Source organism: Bifidobacterium psychraerophilum, assembly GCF_000741705.1.
Classification (GTDB): Bacteria; Actinomycetota; Actinomycetes; order Actinomycetales; family Bifidobacteriaceae; genus Bombiscardovia; species Bombiscardovia psychraerophila.
In genome coordinates, this window is record NZ_JGZI01000003.1 from 1 (window position 1) to 18016 (window position 18016).

Sequence of the window (18016 nt, forward strand, 5' to 3'; positions counted from 1 at the left end):
GCCGCCCCGGCGGCCGCACCCCAGGCGTCCGGTGCCGCCAGCGTGCCCGACAGGACCACGGGAGGTGACCAGGCATGAGCGCACACGACAATCCCATCCACAAGCCACGCACCTACGGCAACTGGATCGAACCCAGGACGCCGGGCATCATCCCCGGACTCGGCCTGCTCGGCAGCGCCCTGGTGTTCGCCGGCATCTTCCTCGCCCTGCCGTTCATGATGCTCAACCTGTATGTGCCGGCGATCACGATATTCCTGCTGACATGCGTGTTCGCGTATCTGATCAGCAGGAAGGACGTGCACGGCAAGAGCATCGCCACGAAGGTCATCGTCAAATGCGGCTGGTGGATGGCCACATGGAAAAGAGAGCACATGTTCAGAGGCGGAATACTCGGATACGGACCCGAAGGGTCCATGATCCTTCCCGGCCTGCTGGCCAGGACCCAACTGCTGCACGCCACGTCGGCCAACGGCGATTTCGGCGTGATCCACTGCCCCAGGCAGCACACCTACACGCTGGTGATCCGCACCTCGCCGAACGGCGAGGATCTCGTCGATCCCGGGCAGATGGACCGGTGGGTGGCCGAATGGGCGCAAAGCAAGGCCGACATGGCCGACGAGCAGGGCCTGTTGCAGTACACGGTCACCGTGGAGACCTCCCCGGCGAACCCCCTGCAACTGCGCCAGGAGGTCACCGGCCAAGCGGACGTGAACGAACCCGATTTCGCGGCGTCGGTCATGACCAGCATCGTGGACACCTACCCGCAGGGATCCAGCCAGGCGAACGCATACGTGGCGTACACCTATTCCGACCGCAGGGCCGGCGGACGCCGGCGCGGCAGGGACGTCATGCTCACGGAGCTCTCCTCGCGACTGCCCTACCTGATCCACAAGCTCCAGGCGACCGGAGCGGGGGCGTGCACACCGATGGGACCGGCGGAACTGTGCCGATACGTGCGCATCGCCTACGATCCCGAACAGGCCCAGCAGTTCGACCTCGCCGACATGCAGGGCATCGACGTGGATCTCGCCTGGAGAAACTGCGGACCGATGGCCACCCAGGCGTCCTGGGACTCCTACCGGCACGACAGCGGAGTCTCCGAGACCTGGGAAATGACCATGACCCCCAAGGGCGTGGTCCAGGCCACCATCCTCAAACGGCTCCTGACAGCACAGCAGGACCTCATGCGCAAACGCGTCACCTGGATATTCCGACCAATCCCGGCGGAGAGGAAGCCGGACATCGTGGACCGTGACGTCAACCAGGCCGACTACGCGATCAACAGCGCCAAGAAGGCGAAGGCGCGCGACCGGCGTCGCGCCAGGGCCGTCAACCAGACCGCCGAGGAGGAATCCAGCGGGGCCGGCCTGGAGAACTTCTCATGCCTGGTCACCGTCACCCTGAACGGTCACGCCCAGGGCGAGGACCGCGCCGACGTGGCCTCGTCTATCGAGAACCTGGGGGCCACGGCCAGGCTGCGACTGCGACCGGTGTACGGCTCACAGGACTCCGCGTTCGCCGCCGCCCTGCCCCTGGGCCTGTCGCTCAGGCAGTACCAGGCGGTACCGGCCAAATATTCGGACATGCTCTAAGGAGGGCATCATGGCAGACATGCACGCACCCGCACGGTTCAAGGGATTCAAGGGGCCGGCCGGAGGATGGAGCACGGTGGTGCAGGCCCCCAACGAGTGGAGGGCCAGCACCGCGCAGTCATGCGGCCTGTGGCCCTTCTCCGTCGGGGCGGGCACGCCCATGATCGGCGTGCCGATGGGACAGCAGCTGTTCACCGGCTCGACGCTGTGCTGCGACCCGATCAACTGGTTCATGCGCGCCCATCTGATCTCCAACCCCTCGGCGTTCGTGTTGGGCAAGCCGGGCCTGGGCAAATCTACCGTGATCCGCCGCTGGGCCGTGGGCTACGCCCACCAGGGCGTCATCACCATGTTCCTGGGCGACGTCAAGGGCGAGCACGTGCCCATCATCAAGGCGCTCGGCGGCCAGGTCATCACCCTGGGACCCGGCATCGGCTCCATCAACGTGCTCGACCCCGGCGGGGCGCTGCACGCGCTGGACAGTCTGACCGGCAAGCTGCGCGAGGAGCTGCACAACGCGATCCACACGCGACGGCGCAACATGCTGCGCGCCCTGATCACCATCAGCCGTGGCACCAGCCCCACCCAGCGCGAGGGCACCATCATGGACCGTGCGCTGCGCGTGCTGGACGACCGGTTCGCCACCCGGTCGCCGCTCATGAGCGACCTGCTCGGCATCATCCGCGAAGCCCCCCAGGAGGTGCGAGCCGTGGCGTTGGACCGTGGCGACGACGCCCGCTACCGGGACATCACCGAGAACCTGGAATCCTCGCTCATCGACCTGTCCGGCAGCGGCGACATGGGCGACATGTTCTCCAACCACACCAGCGTGCAGATCGACCCGACACGACCCGTGGTGTTCGACATCCACGCCATCAACGAGGTGGACCAGAACCTGCGCGCGGCCGCGCTCATGGCCTGCTGGGACGCCGGTTTCGCGGCCGTGGACGCGAACCACTACCTCGCCAGGCAGGGCGTGGCCCCGCTGCGCCACTACTTCCTGGTACTCGACGAGCTGTGGAGCGCGCTGCGCTCCGGGTCGGGCATGGTGGACCGCGTGGACCAGGTAACCAGGCTCAACCGCACCTTCGGCGTCGGCCAGGCCCTGATCACCCACACCATGAGCGACCTCGAATCCCTGGCCGAACCACAGGACCGGATGAAGGCCAAGGGCTTCGTGGAACGCTCCGGCATGGTGCTGTGCGGCGGCCTTCCCGAAGGTGAGCTGCCCTTGCTGAACCAGGCGATCAGCGTGTCCCGCGTGGAGATGGACCTCCTGAAATCATGGAGCGACCCGGGCGCCTGGGACGAACGCTCAGGCGTCGAGTCCGACCCTCCCGGGCGTGGCAAGTTCCTCGTCAAGGTCGGCGGACGTCCCGGCATCCCCTTCCACCTGAAGCTCACCGGCCAGGAACTCGACCCGAACGACACCAACCTGCTGTGGCACGCGCCACGGCGAACGAACGGCCAGGAGGCGGAACATGGCATCGAATAACCGCAGATCGCAGCCACAGGCGTACAGCGACACCACCATCCTCATAGTGGGCGGCCTCGCCGTCGCGGCGGCCGCCGCCTGGACCATCTGGGTGGCATGGCATCTGGGCATGCTGATACAAGACCGCCACATGCCGCACGTGGGCATGGGCACGCTCCTGTCGGGCCTGTTCCACGGGACCATCGCCTGGCCGGGCGTCGCCGGATGGATCATGGTCGCCGTGCAGATCGCGGTGTACACCGCCCTGATCGCCCTGTTCCTGATGATCCGGGCAGCACACACGGGCGGCCGTACCCGCATCGACGACAAGGCCAGGTATCTCGGCCGTGGCAGGGACATCGCCAGCCTCACCAGGAAACAGGTCGCCCGGGTCGCCAAGCGCCTCGGCGTGACCAGTGATGCGGTGGGCCTGACGCTCGGCCGGCACATCCCCTCCGGCAAGACCCTGTACATGACCTGGGAGGACACGCTGCTCACGGTCGCCGGCCCCAGGACCGGCAAGACCACCTGCCTGGTGATCCCCTCCATACTCGACGCCCCCGGCGCGGTGGTCGCCACGTCGAACAAACCCGACGTGATCCAGGCGATCCGCGCGCCACGATCCGCGAAGGGCACGGTATGGGCGTTCGACCCGCAGCATATCAGCGACGAGGCGCGCACCTGGTGGTGGGATCCCCTCAGCTACGTCACCGACGACACGAAGGCCTTGCAGATGGCCGGATACTTCGCGGCCGCCACCACCGACCCCAACGCGAAAAAGGACGCGTTCTTCGACACGGCGGCCGAAAGCCTGCTCTCCTACCTGCTGCTCGCCTGCGCGCTCTCCGACCAGCCGATCACCCAGGTATGGCATTGGCTGACCAACACCAACGACACCAGTCCCGTCGACATCCTGCGCCAGGGCGGCTATCCGCTGCTCGCCGACAGCCTGGAAGCGGTCATCGAATACCCCGACAAGCAGAAACAGGGCGTCTACGGTTCCGCGCAGAACCTGTGCCGCGTGCTCACCAGCCCCACGATCACCGCCTGGGTGACCGACACCGGCGAGGGACTGCCCTGCCTGGACGTGCACCGCTTCGTCGGATCGAACGACACCCTGTGCCTCATGAGCCGCGAGGGCGTGGGCACGGCCGGTGCGCTCACCCTCGCGATCACGGCCGCCGTCGCCGAGGCCGGCGAGGAACGCGCACGGCGCGAGGGCGGCCGGCTGCACGTCCCCCTGGTCATGGTCCTCGACGAGGCGGCCAACATCTGCCGGTGGCGCGAACTGCCCGACCTGTACTCGCACTACGGCAGCCGTGGCATCATCATCCTCACCTTCCTGCAATCCTGGTCCCAAGGCGAGCAGGCATGGGGGGACAAGGGCATGGAGAAGATGTACAGCGCGGCCAACATGGCCGTCTACATCGGCGGTGTCAAGGAGGAACCGTTCCTCAGATCCATGAGCGGCCTGCTCGGCGAATACGAGTACGTGTCCCGACAGGTCGGCTACAGCCGTGGCGAGGGCAGCTCGACCATGAGCATCACCCGCGACCACATCCTCGACATCGACGACCTCGCCGCCCTGCCCAGGGGCCGCGCACTGCTCATGTCATCGGGCAACCGTCCCGTCCTCATGAGGACCATACCCTGGATGGACAGGCCCGACGCCAAGGAAGTCATCGAACAGCAGGAGAAGGAGCGCCAGCATGGGCTTGGGTGAGGAGACGGCCAACCTGCTCGACGCGGCGTTCGAAGGGCCAGAACCCCAGGAGGAGACGCCCGAAGCGCCAGAGGCGCGGCTCGTGTACGCCAACGTGTACGAATTCGTCTCCCAATGGCTCCGGTTCATGTACCGGCGCAACGTGAACGGCAAATCCGCGTACTGGAACGCCACCTGGTGGAACAGCCAGGAAGCCGAATCACGGCTCACGGAACTCTGGCGCACCTGGGAATACTACCGGCAGGACCCCATCGGCATGGCCTTCTGGTGGCGGGACTTCTGCGACCCGACCATGAGCATCCTCCTCAGCGAGGACGGCCCCTTCAAAGCGACCTGGGACGAGGACCGCGACCGCAGCAACGGGAAGGAACCCCTGGCCTGCGCGCCAGCACCCGAAGGCATGTTCAGGGACGAACGCGCCGACGGGAGGATGCCACCAACCAAACTCACCGGGACAGACCCTGTTGACGCACGTTCCCGCGCCCTTTCCTGACACCCCGGGCTTTGGACGCCGTCTTGCCTCCCTTCCTCGCGGCGGCGTTCCTGCCGGCCACCGGCGCCTGGCTGGCGGACTGGCCGTGCGACACCTCGACCAGCATCCGCCCCTGTATCTCATCCTCGCCAACACCCTCGGCGCGCATCCGGTCGGCCTCACCCTGGATCCGGTCGGCCTGTCGAAGACCATGCCTGCATCGTCCTGGACCTGCCCAGCTCGTTCTCGTCACGTTCGCGCAGCACCGCGTCGCCAGGCTTGTCGGATTGTTCGGTGTCAAGCGTCGATTCCAGCTCGTCCACGCGCGCCATGCTCTGCCCGGCCTCGTCACGCCGCTGCTCCGCCTGACCGTCACGGAGGGCCGCCGTCACGTTGAGTGAGTCGCTTTTGCTGATCGCGTCGATGATCGACGCCCTGTCGGGATGATCCGCGATCCTCACCCCGTAGCGTTCGAGCACATCCTGCTCGATCCTCTGGCGTGCCGCCTCCATCCGTTCGTCCCGGCCCTTCCAGGTGTCGGTGATCTGCACCAGGTCCGCGATCCGTTCCGGTGATGCCTGGTCGATCCACCCTTCGGGCGTCGCGGCCCCGACCTCGCTTAGGCTTGAAACGCGCAGCGCCTCGATCCTCTGAGCGATCTCCCGACTGTCCCTGCCGTCGCTGTCGGCGGCCTGCTCGTCATGTTGACGCCGCATGGCGTTCATGGCCTCCAGTGCTGTGCCGGCCAGCGTGGCTCCCCCTCGAACCGGAGCCGTGGACCCCTGGACGATCTCCGCATCCGATGCGCCGTTCTCCATCATGTCCATGATCGTGTCCTTTCCTATGCTGTGTCTCAGCGTCCGTGTGACTGTTCCCGGCCTATTCCGGGCTGCTGAGACCGTGGGCTGGTCCTGATGCCGCTAAGCGCGCCGGCCGCCATCGAGGTCTCCGGGTGCGTGATGCGCACGAGATCCTGCAACTGCTCCTCGGTGAGCGTGCCCTTGCCGGTACCGGTAGAGGGCGCATGTGGTTCGACCTGCTGCCGTGCCTGGGGCTGGGACGTCTGTCCTGGGCTGGGCAAGCCGTTCGCTATGACACTCAATTCGCCGAGCAGGGCGTCCTTGGTGACGCGCGCATGATAGGCGTCGCCCCTGGCTCGCATGGCCTGTTGGATCGCCAGGACCGTGGAGAACAACTGCCGGTACATGATGGCCTGCGCCATGACGGGGTTGCCGTTCGATTGCAATGTGGACAACGCCAGGGCCGCATGCATCATCACTGTCTTGGGCACATGGCTTCGCTGTCGCGGCGGCCGGTACGTCTGCGCGCTCCTGGAGATCTGCCGAGCGGCCTCCGCGATAGGTCCGGGCGTCGGTTCCACCGCCCTCGACCATGAAGCGAACGCGCCCGCCGTGCTCCTGGCCACCTGCGACCAGGTATCACGGTCGTTCGGGTCGATGCTGCTCAACGCGCGATTCATCCGCGCGATGTCATCGGCCACACGCTGCGGGGTCGGTGGTACCTCGCCTGCCTGCGGGTGCGCCACACGCCGTCCCTTGAAGGCGGCCACCCACTCGTCTGTGGCCTCCTGCGAAGCTTGGAGCGTGGCATCCCCCCAAACCTCTCGAAGACGTGGCAGCCGCAGATCACGGGCGAGGGTTCCTCCCCCGTACCAGGCCGGCGTCTCACCATATATCGGCTTCTCCGCAACCGAATAGCCGGTGACCACATCATGTGTCCCCTCCGCGAATCGCGGACGGATCAGAACACCTTGCCCGCGCAGACGTCGAATGAACGACGCTTCGTCCCGGGATGTCTCGGCGGCCGCTCTGATGCGGCTGGCGAGATCATGGCGTGGCTGATCGGCTCTCATCTGTTCGGCAATCAGCCGACGCCGTTCCTGCACCGGTAGCGAACCCCATGAGATCTCGGGTGACTCGGATTCAAGCTTCGCCCGGGCCCGGTGCCTCGCCTGTGCCTCACGCTCCCCGCGCTGCCATCCACGGGTGGCGCATCTGGTCTTGTCGTTGCCCAGCTCCTCCAGACCATGATCCCTCTCCAACTGGCGGCACACCCGCTGCGCTTTCTCGTAGTCATGCCACACCCAAGCCTTGGTGCCGTCCGTGCGTATCTGGTTCACCGCGATGTGGATGTGGTCGTTACCGTCACCCTTCTCACCCGACAGTCCATGTCGTATCGCAACCCACCGGCATGGCGCCTTAGTGCCGTCCTCGTCACCGAATCCCATACGCTCCACGAACTCGTGGGCGATGGCCTGCCATTCCGTATCGGACAGCACGCCATCCTCCCGGCTGATAGCCAGAGAGCAATGCCACACGTTCCCGCCACGCATCCGCTCACCGAACCGGCGTGACGCATTATCCAGATACGAGCCAAGCTCGCTCACTGCGGACGCGTCCAGTTCGACACCGGTGAACGACAGCTCACTCCAATCGTCGCCGGCAACGACATGCTGATCCACATGCTCGTTATGCCGGCCACTGCCGGCCAGATACCGGACCAGTCCCTGCATGCGACTGCCGCGCGTGATGTTCGGAATCATAGGCACTTCCCGATCATCAAGTCGATCAGCCTCTGGGAGTCACGCAGCAAGGGGCGCATCTGCTCGACCAGACGGAGCACCTGCCTGTCAAGCACGACGCCCTGACTGTTCGCCACCCGGGCGATCTGGTTGATGTTCGTGCCCACCTTCGCGATCTGAGTGGCAAGCCTTGTCGCCTTTTCCCGAAAGTCGACCAACTCGCCCTTGGTCACCGCCTGATCCTCGACACGGGGAGCCAACAACGTTTCACGCGCATACCCGGAAAGATTCAACCGCTGCGAACCACCTGACAGGCCGGATCTCAAAGCCCAGGCCGCGGCATGCTCGACGAGACGGATCTTCTCGACCTCGTTCAACCGGATGTGGAAGTCCAGCCCACGTTCTTGGGTCCCGTCGCCACCAGCACCGCTGATGGCCTCGGCAAGATCGTCCTCCAGTTCATCACCCATGCCAATCACCATCCCCTCAACAGCCAGCGCAGCGACCACAGGCAAGCCCGTGGATGATCCGACAGGATCCCATCGCCACGCACCACGGTGCGATCAAGCGTGAATGTGTACACATTCACCTTAGCTTGCTACTGACCAATAGTATCATAACAATGCCCATTATTGTCATAATAGGCTAGAGTGATACTCAAAGCACCACCGACAGCCGCATGAATCGGATCGGTAGACCGCCACCACCGCAACGCAGTATCCCCACCACAAGGAGCATGCCCGAGATGACATCGAGAACAGCGGAAGAAACCATCAAGGAACTGCACAACGAACTGAACGAGGCAAAGAAGAACCTCGACCAGTTCCGCAAAATCACCGGCGAGATCAAGCAACGCGCAGAAGAGGCACACCAGCTCCTTGAACGGCTCAGATCGAATCCGAACCTCAGCGAATCACAGATATTCGAGTCCGCGAACGTGCCGAAAAACGTACAGCGACTTATCAAATCCACATCAAGAATCAAGGATAACGATGCGGTTCACTCGCAACCTTCGACCCAGAGAACTCCCTTCTCCGAGAATCGTGATGAGTGACTTGCCCCTCATTGGCAAACAGTAATGCCCCGCAAATGCGGGGCATTACTTATTCAGTACGGGTGGTTGCCTGCACTGTTCTCATGCTGGTATTGGCTTGTGCTTCTATTCTTCTTGACTGTTTTGGTCTGCGATTTCCTCGATGTTGTCGATGAGTATTTCCATGTCCAATGCCGAGGCATTGTAGGGGCCGTAATGAATGTGGCCGCATATTCTTGCTTGTTCGGCGTCGATGAGGGGTTGAACGAGTTCAAGGTATTCTTCGTTGATGTACGTGTGCCCGCGCATGGGAATGTAGCCGTAGGCCATGAGGTTGACGCTTACCGGGTCGGCTCCCATGTTGCCCTTCTCGTCTCTGCACACCGTCATCAGTGCCAGTGATCTGTCGGCCTGGAATCGGCAGACCGTGTAGGTTATCGGTTCATCGAAGCCGTTGGTGCCGGTCAGTTCATGTCCTTGACTGTCGTTGAGGAATTGCATTGTTGCTTCTTTCCCTTGTGCGGTTCCAATCATTTTTTTGGAACTTCTTGAACGATTTCCGCGACGCGGTGGAGCGCACGAATGCAAGCCTGAGCGGCGCGAGAGAACGCGCCTGTGGCGTGTGACCGGAGTGGCGTGCAGGCCCGAAGGCCCGTGTGCGGCGGCTGCATTTACCGACGCATCCGGGTTGCATGAGGCAGCACCGGCGCTACAGTGGAACCGAGTCAAGAAAGGACGAAAAAGGCGCGCAGCGAAGCGCAGCCACGATCATGAGGACACTAATGCGACCGCCCTATCGGCGGTCGTTCCTCTCATCGATGCGCGGGTGAAACCCGCTCCATCTGCCGCCGGTAGGCGAGAGCGGTTTGGAGTGTGCCACGTTGTCTGTGGCGCGCGAGAAACGCACGGGACGCGAGCCTTGGGCACTCCACGCTGACTGTGGAGTGCCCGGCTGGTTCAGTGTGCCAGGAGTTTTTGCACGGTCTTACGGTCGCTGTCCTCGTAGGCTGGGTAGCGTTTCGATTCCTGGAAGTCGCCGTTATCGTCAAGGGTCAACGCGACTTTGCGCAGCCCGTTCACGAAATAGTAGATTGGTTTCTTCTTCCACTGGCTGACTTGGCCACTGTCGATGAGCTGCTGGCTGTGCTCGCTGACGGGCGTGCTGTCGGCCTTGCTTTTCACTGCTTCGAGGTAGGCGACTTTTTTTCTCAGGGCGGTTATCTTGCTGCCGAACGTGCAGCGTTTCGCATCCCTGTGGTTCTTGTTCCATGCTTTCGCTGCCTCGTTGTCGGCTATCATCTGGGCTAGCTCGCCTTTGAAATAGTCAAGGTTGTTGACGCTCGTAGCGGCTCCCACGCTTGCCCAGCCTGTGCGTCCCACTACGCGCACATCCTGCAACTGTTCGTTGTCTTCCTTGAAGCTCTCGACCATTTCGAGCATGTCCACGCGATCGGCTGCACGCTCTTCCTCGTCAGCAAGGCGGCGCGTCCTGTCCCACTGCCGCTGCACATGCTTGTAGATGTTGCCGCGTCCCTCGATGTTCGGCTGGCCGAACGGAATCGCATGCGCCTCGTCGCGTGCCGCCTGTTCGGTCGATTCCCGTTCGCTTCTGACCCGTTCGAGTCTGCTCTTCGCCTGTTCCAAACTGTTCGCTTTGATGATGGTAGTCATGATGTGCTGCTCCCTAGTTGATGCTGACGGTGACGTAATCGGTGGTGAAAGTCTGTGGCAAGTCGGGAAGGGTGAACCGTGATGGACTGCATTTCTCATGCTCTGATTGCAGTCGTTCGTATTGTTCCGTGCTGATTTCCCACTCGTCGCCGCAGTCGTTTTCCAGATGCCACACGTCGGGCGCAATCGTGTTCATCCATGAGATAATTTGGTCTGCGTCATCGTTGCCGATGCCCTCGCTATGCACATAGGTGTCGCATTTGTTCCATGTATGGTTGCTCTCTGATGGCTGCTCGATGCTGATTCTTAGTGTGCGGCTCATGAGTTCTACCCCCCTTGTTTTTTCTTTTTGGCCGGTTGGTCAAGCGAAGCGTTATCGAACAAAGCGGGTTCCGTCATAAGCGACGCTCCGAGCTTGCTCGCGTGCGTCGCGTTGACGGGTTCCGCGACTTCGATATGATCCAAGGCGATAGCCGACCGGCCAAAAAGAAAACAGAAAAGCACAGCCGTAAGGCTGCTCCGTCTCCTGCTCGATGCCTCGCCTCTTCTCTGAGGCATCGAGGCCACGGCCACGCTTTCGGCCGCCTTCATGTGTTTGCATCCGCGTTTGGCGGACGCTCCTTTCGATGGTCATCACAGCCGTGGGCTGCTCCATTCCCCCTGCATCGCGCGATGGCGACGGTGGGGTATGCCCGCCGTTGTTGTGCGGCGGGCGTGACGCTCAGTCGTGGAAGTATCGTGGCGAAAGAATCGATTTGGGGAATGATACGCAATGTGAATCGTCGTAGTCGTAGTCGCTGATGTTCAGGTAGCCATCGTGTTTTTCGATGAGGCTGTCCAGATTTTCCGTGGTGAGAATGTCCATCAGATGGTTCACCAGCACATGCCGTTCAATGGTGGCCGGCTCTCCCAACTTCCCGCACCTCGATTTCAAGGCGCATCGAATACAGGTTCTCCACTCCGTTCAGGCCAGACATCAGGTTTCCGCTCCCCTTTCCAGACGTTTCCCGACGGATCCTTCATCTTGGTAACTCATCCTCTGGTAGATCACCTCGTGCTGTTCTCTTCCTTACGGTGATCTGCCACAACGCTGTCCCGCTCGCACTGGAACATGTCGTAGTAGTCGCCAATGATCCCGTCCTCCGTATTTTAGTCACCGGGTTCGCTGGCTTTGGAGCCGATCACTTCGACTGGGGTCTCGTTTATGCGAAACATTGTCGGTTCCACTCGCAGCGTTTCTGGCGATACGCCGAAAACTCTTTTCTTTGAGTTTCTCTAGTATTTCCAATGGTTTTTCGTTGTGGTTCTCAATTGTTCCACGTTGCATGATGACCCTCATTAGGCCAGGAAACGTAGAGATAGGATACGTATCCGGCCGGAGAGGCTGACTTACCATATCAAGAAGGAAAACCTTGCGTGGCACTTTCGGCTGAACCATTCAGAGAGGAATCGTCAGAAATATGCCATATCTCTCGAAACCCATTACACGAAATCACTCGAACGAAGCAAACAAGTCATCATCTTCCCCTTGGGTGTTAAAGCAGTGGCATAGCCTTTCTCATCGGTATGACGATTCTCATGAATGCTGTTTTGCAGTTGAAGGTGCAGTATATTGGTTGTATGGGTTTAGTGGCGGAGATTCGTGATACTGCCTTGGCATCCTTGCCTCCTGCTCGGAAGGCTGAGTTTGAGCAGTATCTGACACCTGAGAGTGTGGCGCGTCAGGCGGTGAGTTTGTTCACGCCTGCTGTGAATCCTGTGCGGATTTTAGATCTTGGTGCCGGTACGGGTATTCTCGGGGCTGAGACTGCTGCGTTCTCAGCTCAAGGCAGTTCGCTGACCGCTGTGGAGATTGACGGCCAGTTGGCTGCTCTTGCCCATCTGACCTTCGAGCATGTCGGTGTCACACATCAGGTGGTTTGTGATAATGCGTTGTCGGTGTTGCTTGATCCGGTTTTTGATCGGGTAATTCTTAATCCGCCGTATAAGAAGATAACGCCGATCAGTCTGGCTACGGAATCGGGTTATGTGTCAGTGTCCAACCTGTATACGGCGTTTCTGGTGCGGGCGGTGTGCGCGTTGCGTCCTGGCGGCGAGTGCGTGGCGATTATTCCTCGTTCGTGGATGAATGGGGAGTATTTCGCCCCGTTTCGCCAGTGGCTGTTCAGTGTCTGTTCGATTGATGTGATTGCGGTGTATGGTTCGCGTCAGGATCATTTCAAGGATTCCAGCGTTCTTCAGGAGATCATGCTGCTGAAGGTATCGAAGCGCAGACAGTGCCCTATAGTCTCGGTATATAACGGGATTGCTCCTCTTGATGATTTGCGTAGCAAGGGGCATCGGGATGCCATGTTGAATGACCTGTTGGTGGGTTCCAGCCGTATTCTCCGCATCCAGGTTCAGGATGCGCTGTTGGCCGGTCTGCCTACGCTGGCGGAATCCGGTTTATGGGTGTCGACCGGTAAACTGGTGTGGTTCCGTAATCGCGATATATTGCTGAATGAACCTGTCAAGGATGTTTTGCCGTTGTATTGGTCAGATAATGCGTCGTCGCTTGAAGCCACTCATCCGATGATGGGTTCGCGCCGTGAACAGTGGGTTGATGCGAAGGCTTACGAGAGGCATGTGGTGCTGCCCGTGGGCAGTTACTGTCTGGTGAATCGGTTCTCTTCCAAGGAGCAGTCGCGCCGGGTAATGCCATCGTTGCTGTCGAGCACGGTGCCGTTCGTGGTGGATAACAAACTCAATTATGTGCATCAGGGGACGTCACGTAACACGATTCCCCTTGACCGTGAGCTTGCCGCTGGCGTGACCTTGTGGTTGTCCTCGAGTCTGGTGGACAACTGGTATCGGGAGGTCTCCGGCAGCACGCAGGTCAACGCAACCGATCTGCGTGAATTGCCCATACCTCCAAGGCACGCCCTGCTCGATATCGCTCGGCGGCTTCCTATCGAAGACAAGCCCTCGCATGAGGATGTTGATCGCGTGATCACGACTGTAGTGGAAAGGTTGAACCGGTGAATGATCAGGACAGCTTGATTCAAGGGGCGCAGGATTTGCTTGTCCGACTTGGATTCGACAGCGAACGGACCAATGAACGATCCGCCATGGTGCTGCTCGCCTTGCTCCAGCTCAAGGATGGTGATGCGTGGAGCGAGGCAAGGAACCCGCTGCTGGGAACGCGAGCGATCATGGACTGGATTGCGGACAACTTCGGTGTCAAATACAAGCCAAACACGCGCGAGACGATCCGACGTTTCACTCTCCACCAGTTCGTGATCGGACAACTGGTGGAAGAGAACACGGACGATCCGATGCGACCGATCAACTCGCCTAAATGGAACTATCGCGTAAGTGACGATGCTCTCGCCGTCATCAGAGAGTATCCTCAGTCAGTGTTTGAAACACATTTGGTCGATTACGTGCAGCACCATGTGTTCTTCAAAAGTCTTGCGGAGGAACGTCGAGATTTGCCCAAGACTAACGTGCAGCTACAATCAGGACATGTTCTTCGTCTCTCACCGGGCGGACAGAACAAGCTCATCAAAAACATCATTGAGGACTTCATGCCACGATTCGTACCCAACGGCACCGTCGTGTACGTCGATGACACCGATCATGGCATGGGTGTGATTGACCGTGGCACCATGGATGCGCTCGGCATCACACTCGGACCTCGGGAGAAAGCCCCTGACGTGATCATCTGGGATCCATCCCGCGAGTGGCTCTTCCTCATCGAAGCAGCCAGCACGCACGGTCCTATCGACGTGACCAGAAAAGCAGAGCTGAAACGCATTTTTCCTAGGCAATTCCACCAGGCGGTGCTCGTATCCTGCTTCCCTGACCGTAGCGTCATGCGCCGGTTCCTGTCTCAACTGGCTTGGGAATCTGAAGCCTGGTGCGCCGACACCCCCGACCACATGGTCCACTTCAACGGCAGCAGATTCATGGGACCATACGGGGCATAAACGCCATGACACAACCGATAAAGAAACAACTACGAGAAACCGCATCACTCATTAAAATCGTGTATTTTGACGAGCAGTCAGCATCTGATTATCTCGATATCAGCGCTGGCGGGAAATTAGAAACATCGACTGAGGGTCAGAAGGACAAAACAAGTGAGCTACAGGCACACGCAGGCGCCAAGATAGCTGCCAGGCTAAGTTGGATACCTCTTTTCGGCGTTCAAGCTGACGCATCCGCAGAAGCTGAGATTTCACGAAACACTTCAAGTCTTCTCAGACAAACGTTGTCCAATACGGTCCTGACTGATTACTTGCCCCGGGCATATCAGGACAGCAATATCGAGAAAATGCGCGATTATTCTGTATCCATCCCCCTGAACACTTTCACTTATGCCAAGGTGTTCACACCGTACATGCAGATTGCCAACACTAAGGACACAGGCATCGATCTCGCTAAGCTGGATGCTGCACTTCTGTCAGCAAAAGGTTATTACGAGCTTCTAGCAATGAAGATCCAAAGCCAAGAGAAGGCTATTCTCAGATTCAATATTCGAGCATTTCGTAACAGCTATGGACTTGCAGACTTAACGAAAATGAATCTTGTGTACTACGCGGTTAAAGTCGGCAAAGCAAAGGAGGATGAACTTGATATAACCCATGAGCTTCCACACGATAGTGAAACCACTCCTGTTGACCTGATTAACGACAAATCGGATACGGCATCAAAGGCTGGCGATAGTTTATCCGTTTACGATGTGATTCTTGCCGGGGTTGAACATGAGAAGTGACATCCAGATTGTGATAGTTGATGGACCAAGGAGTTACTTCGACGAGCAACTACCTGGAGGTGATTCAAAGCCCACGAGTTTGCCGCGCATCGCTAGATTGGTTGACGAAATCAACCGTACACTCAGAATACAACCCGCCGATGGCAGTAACATACCCGAGGTTGATCGTTCGTCAATAACTGGCAAAATTGTCTACGCGCGATCCAATGACTATGCTTCGATTAGCGAACATGTACGGCTCAATTTCGCTGAATTCATTGATGAGATCGAACCACGGTCACTGTATCTTCATAATCCACCAAGACATATCCGAGAACAAATCAAGTCAGCCTTTAATGATGTTCAGATTTCGGCATACGACTATCCGAAAATCAGTGAAGAGAACATCACCAGACTCATGGCCGATTTTCCGACTACAGTACTTGGACAAGAAGCAGCTATGAGTAGTTTGCTGGCTTCCTTCCAGACCATGCTTGACTTAGGTAATGAGAAGCCTCTGGTGCTACTGTTTATTGGTCCTTCGGGCGTGGGCAAAACAGAAACCGCGAAACTGATCAGTCGCATAATGGGCGGAAAACTTATGCGAAAGCAGTTCTCCATGTTCCAGAATGAGCGATTTGCTTCATACCTATTCGGTGGCGGACTCAGTGAAAACTCGTTTGGACACGATTTGCTTGACCGGACCTCGAACGTCATCCTGCTTGATGAATTCGACAAGGCCAATCCTATCTTCCACAGTGCCTTCTACCAGCTGTTTGACGATGGCGAATTCACAGACCGCAACTACTCCGTTAATACTAGCCGGGCGATCATTATCTGCACATCAAACTACGCCTCCAACAATGATGCAAGAGAAAAACTTGGAGTTCCTATTTATTCACGATTCGATGCGATTATAACATTTGGCTCCCTGCCAACGGCAGTGATCAAACGCATGATAGAAACGGCGGTCGAAGAGAGGTTCGAAAAAAATCAAACTGAAAATGCAACGCAACTGAGCAAAGACAGGATAATAGAAAAACTCAAATCCCAGGCAAGTCAATTTCACAATGCCCGAAGCATTAAACGGTTTGTCAATGAATACATTTCGCTGCTTAAGATAAAAAGCATCAGTTCGTCGGTCAATATAAAGTGAGGCGAGTGAGCAATGTCAAACATTCTGGCTGTAGACCTATCAAAATATGCTGATCGGTTTGAAGCACCAACTCAGATAAGTGGTTTGAATCGTATCAACTTCATCTATGGAAAACGGCACAGGCAACAGCACAATATGTGATGCAATTCAGACAGAATTTCATGATCAGTATGATGTTCGGATATTTCAGGGGTTTGATAAGCTACTTGCGGGCCGGCCGACGCTGAACGCTTTTGCATTAGGCGACGAAAACGTTGCCATACAACAACAGGTTGCAGCATTGGACAATCAGATCAAAACCCTTCAGACAGGTATAGGCCCCAAATGCTGAAGTTGACAATTTGCAAAAGCAGCTCCAGACATCGAAAAATATGGTAAAGACGGCCAACAACGATATCAAATCTGTTACCACCAAAGCAGCAAAGCGAATCAAAGATTTTAGTAATCCCCAGATAGCCCCTACATCCTATGACAGAAACGATTTCAAGAGAGATATCCCTGCCGCCAAACAATTGAATTCCGAAGAGATAAAACAAGCGAATGAAACTCTCAGGGAAGACAGCGATCTTACCCCAATAAGCACAACCACATTCCCCACGGTTGACATTTCCAGTTATGCCAAGGCAACCAACGAACTAATGAGGCGTTCCATAAGCCAGTCTGCGGCGATTAAGGAAATAGGAGATAATGTGCCAAAGAGGAACTTCGCCAGTCAAGGCATGGAAACCCATAGTAGGAATCCTGATGAACACTGTGCATTCTGCGGTGGCTTACTGACACCCGAACGCTGGGCCTTGCTCGACAACTATTTCAGCAATGCAGAAAAACCCTAAAAGCTGATCTCAAATCCGAAATTCAAATATTGAATAGTCTTCGAACAGAAGTGAGCAACGTAACGCATCTATCTTCAACCGGTTTCTGTAAACGACAGGTCACCCGTCTTGAAGGCGAGAAAACTGCCTTGCTTGCACAGACACAAAGCGAAAGCAAGTCCGCCGAAATCATTAATACTCTTTTGAAGAGCCTTAGCAATTCATCATTCAAACTGATACTCGAGAAAACTCCCGGACAAGGGACAGGTAATGACTCTATTCAAGGCCCTGACGGTAAAATACGAACCATCACAGATCTGAGCACCGGAGAGAAAAACATCATCGCATTTCTCTATTTTATGGAAAACTACAGACTCGGGAAAATGTGGACAAGCCCAAGCTTGTAGTTCTTGACGACCCAATGAACAGCAATGATGACACTGTCCAGTTCCTGATGATGGGAGTAATCAGGCAATACTATGAGCCTTCCAGCAGGGCTTCTGCCATGAAAATGAATGACAATGACACATTGATCGTCCTCACGCACAACTCCTTTTTTATCTGAACGTCAGACCATATACCCTCGGCTACTCTATTAAAAAGAAGAACCCATATCGGGGCTTCCATCTTTGCAAAGTCACCAATAAAACTTCCATTCAACAAATCACTTCCAAAGATCAAGATATAGATTCCGCTTATGCTTCTTTATGGCATGACCTTCGTTTCGCATATGACAATGATCGACCGGGATTTATGTGGAATTCAATGCACCAAATCATGTCAACTTTCGCAAAATTCGATGGTAT

Annotated in this window: 18 protein-coding genes and 1 pseudogene; 12 read left to right on the forward strand and 7 right to left on the reverse strand. The window is 57.8% G+C overall.

Features of this window, described 5'->3' with window-relative positions; translation table 11 throughout:
- Positions 1 to 74: 74 nt before the first annotated feature.
- From BPSY_RS01225 to BPSY_RS10870, 4 genes are read left to right on the forward strand one after another with little or no spacing between them, the layout of a single operon-like run.
- Positions 75 to 1592, forward strand: coding sequence for an SCO6880 family protein (locus BPSY_RS01225; protein WP_051921395.1), 1518 nt, complete (start codon positions 75 to 77; stop codon positions 1590 to 1592).
- A 10-nt stretch (positions 1593 to 1602) separates the two neighbouring features.
- A complete protein-coding gene (locus BPSY_RS01230) occupies positions 1603 to 3087 on the forward strand; it encodes an ATPase (protein ID WP_202961753.1) in 1485 nt (494 codons plus the stop codon).
- Positions 3074 to 4789: a type IV secretory system conjugative DNA transfer family protein gene (locus tag BPSY_RS01235; RefSeq protein WP_033495884.1), complete on the forward strand. Its 1716-nt coding sequence runs from the start codon at positions 3074 to 3076 to the stop codon at positions 4787 to 4789. The genes BPSY_RS01230 and BPSY_RS01235 overlap by 14 nt, the downstream gene beginning before the upstream one ends.
- Positions 4776 to 5282, forward strand: coding sequence for a DUF4913 domain-containing protein (locus BPSY_RS10870; RefSeq protein ID WP_051867432.1), 507 nt, complete (start codon positions 4776 to 4778; stop codon positions 5280 to 5282). Before BPSY_RS01235 ends, BPSY_RS10870 begins: the two co-directional genes overlap by 14 nt.
- Positions 5283 to 5440: 158 nt before the next feature.
- Here BPSY_RS10870 and BPSY_RS01245 read toward each other — a convergent pair whose 3' ends face one another.
- The 3 genes from BPSY_RS01245 to mobC are packed head-to-tail and all read right to left on the reverse strand — an operon-like array spanning position 5441 to position 8273.
- A complete protein-coding gene (locus BPSY_RS01245; RefSeq protein ID WP_034886566.1) occupies positions 5441 to 6088 on the reverse strand; it encodes a hypothetical protein in 648 nt (215 codons plus the stop codon).
- A 26-nt stretch (positions 6089 to 6114) separates the two neighbouring features.
- A complete protein-coding gene (locus tag BPSY_RS01250) occupies positions 6115 to 7824 on the reverse strand; it encodes a relaxase/mobilization nuclease domain-containing protein (RefSeq protein ID WP_051921397.1) in 1710 nt (569 codons plus the stop codon).
- Positions 7821 to 8273: a plasmid mobilization relaxosome protein MobC gene (gene mobC, locus BPSY_RS01255; RefSeq protein WP_157809758.1), complete on the reverse strand. Its 453-nt coding sequence runs from the start codon at positions 8271 to 8273 to the stop codon at positions 7821 to 7823. The genes BPSY_RS01250 and mobC overlap by 4 nt, the downstream gene beginning before the upstream one ends.
- A gap of 275 nt (positions 8274 to 8548) precedes the next feature.
- Between mobC and BPSY_RS01260 the strand changes: the two genes are divergently transcribed.
- Positions 8549 to 8857, forward strand: coding sequence for a hypothetical protein (locus BPSY_RS01260; RefSeq protein ID WP_034886568.1), 309 nt, complete (start codon positions 8549 to 8551; stop codon positions 8855 to 8857).
- A gap of 105 nt (positions 8858 to 8962) precedes the next feature.
- Here the strand turns inward: BPSY_RS01260 and BPSY_RS01265 are convergent, their stop codons facing one another.
- The 4 genes from BPSY_RS01265 to BPSY_RS11530 form a co-directional block, all read right to left on the reverse strand.
- On the reverse strand, positions 8963 to 9370 hold the full coding sequence (locus tag BPSY_RS01265; protein WP_152596801.1) for a hypothetical protein: 408 nt from the start codon (positions 9368 to 9370) through the stop codon (positions 8963 to 8965).
- A gap of 423 nt (positions 9371 to 9793) precedes the next feature.
- Positions 9794 to 10507 carry a hypothetical protein gene (locus tag BPSY_RS01270; protein ID WP_033495873.1) on the reverse strand — a complete coding sequence of 238 codons (714 nt, stop codon included), beginning with the start codon at positions 10505 to 10507 and terminating at the stop codon, positions 9794 to 9796.
- Positions 10508 to 10520: 13 nt separating this feature from the next.
- Complete coding sequence (locus BPSY_RS01275; protein ID WP_033495871.1) at positions 10521 to 10829, reverse strand: hypothetical protein; 309 nt, start codon at positions 10827 to 10829, stop codon at positions 10521 to 10523.
- Positions 10830 to 11228: 399 nt separating this feature from the next.
- Positions 11229 to 11420, reverse strand: a complete 192-nt coding sequence (locus BPSY_RS11530; protein ID WP_033495868.1) for an LPD28 domain-containing protein — start codon at positions 11418 to 11420, stop codon at positions 11229 to 11231.
- A gap of 665 nt (positions 11421 to 12085) precedes the next feature.
- Here BPSY_RS11530 and BPSY_RS01285 point away from each other — a divergent pair.
- The 7 genes and pseudogenes from BPSY_RS01285 to BPSY_RS11535 all read left to right on the forward strand — a co-directional run bounded on the left by BPSY_RS01285 (position 12086) and on the right by BPSY_RS11535 (position 17775).
- Positions 12086 to 13528, forward strand: coding sequence for a methyltransferase (locus BPSY_RS01285; RefSeq protein WP_238556767.1), 1443 nt, complete (start codon positions 12086 to 12088; stop codon positions 13526 to 13528).
- The gene (locus BPSY_RS01290) at positions 13525 to 14475 is read left to right on the forward strand and encodes a BsuBI/PstI family type II restriction endonuclease (protein WP_033495867.1); all 951 of its coding nucleotides are present in this window, start codon (positions 13525 to 13527) and stop codon (positions 14473 to 14475) included. Before BPSY_RS01285 ends, BPSY_RS01290 begins: the two co-directional genes overlap by 4 nt.
- Positions 14476 to 14480: 5 nt before the next feature.
- Positions 14481 to 15263 carry a DUF6414 family protein gene (locus BPSY_RS01295; RefSeq protein ID WP_051921399.1) on the forward strand — a complete coding sequence of 261 codons (783 nt, stop codon included), beginning with the start codon at positions 14481 to 14483 and terminating at the stop codon, positions 15261 to 15263.
- Positions 15253 to 16398, forward strand: a complete 1146-nt coding sequence (locus tag BPSY_RS01300; protein ID WP_033495865.1) for an AAA family ATPase — start codon at positions 15253 to 15255, stop codon at positions 16396 to 16398. Before BPSY_RS01295 ends, BPSY_RS01300 begins: the two co-directional genes overlap by 11 nt.
- A gap of 106 nt (positions 16399 to 16504) precedes the next feature.
- The gene (locus tag BPSY_RS01305) at positions 16505 to 16729 is read left to right on the forward strand and encodes a hypothetical protein (protein ID WP_033495863.1); all 225 of its coding nucleotides are present in this window, start codon (positions 16505 to 16507) and stop codon (positions 16727 to 16729) included.
- Positions 16730 to 16739: 10 nt separating this feature from the next.
- Positions 16740 to 17231, forward strand: coding sequence for an AAA family ATPase (locus BPSY_RS01310; RefSeq protein WP_152596800.1), 492 nt, complete (start codon positions 16740 to 16742; stop codon positions 17229 to 17231).
- Positions 17232 to 17260: 29 nt separating this feature from the next.
- A pseudogene (locus BPSY_RS11535) lies at positions 17261 to 17775 on the forward strand (AAA family ATPase).
- Positions 17776 to 18016 lie beyond the last annotated feature (241 nt).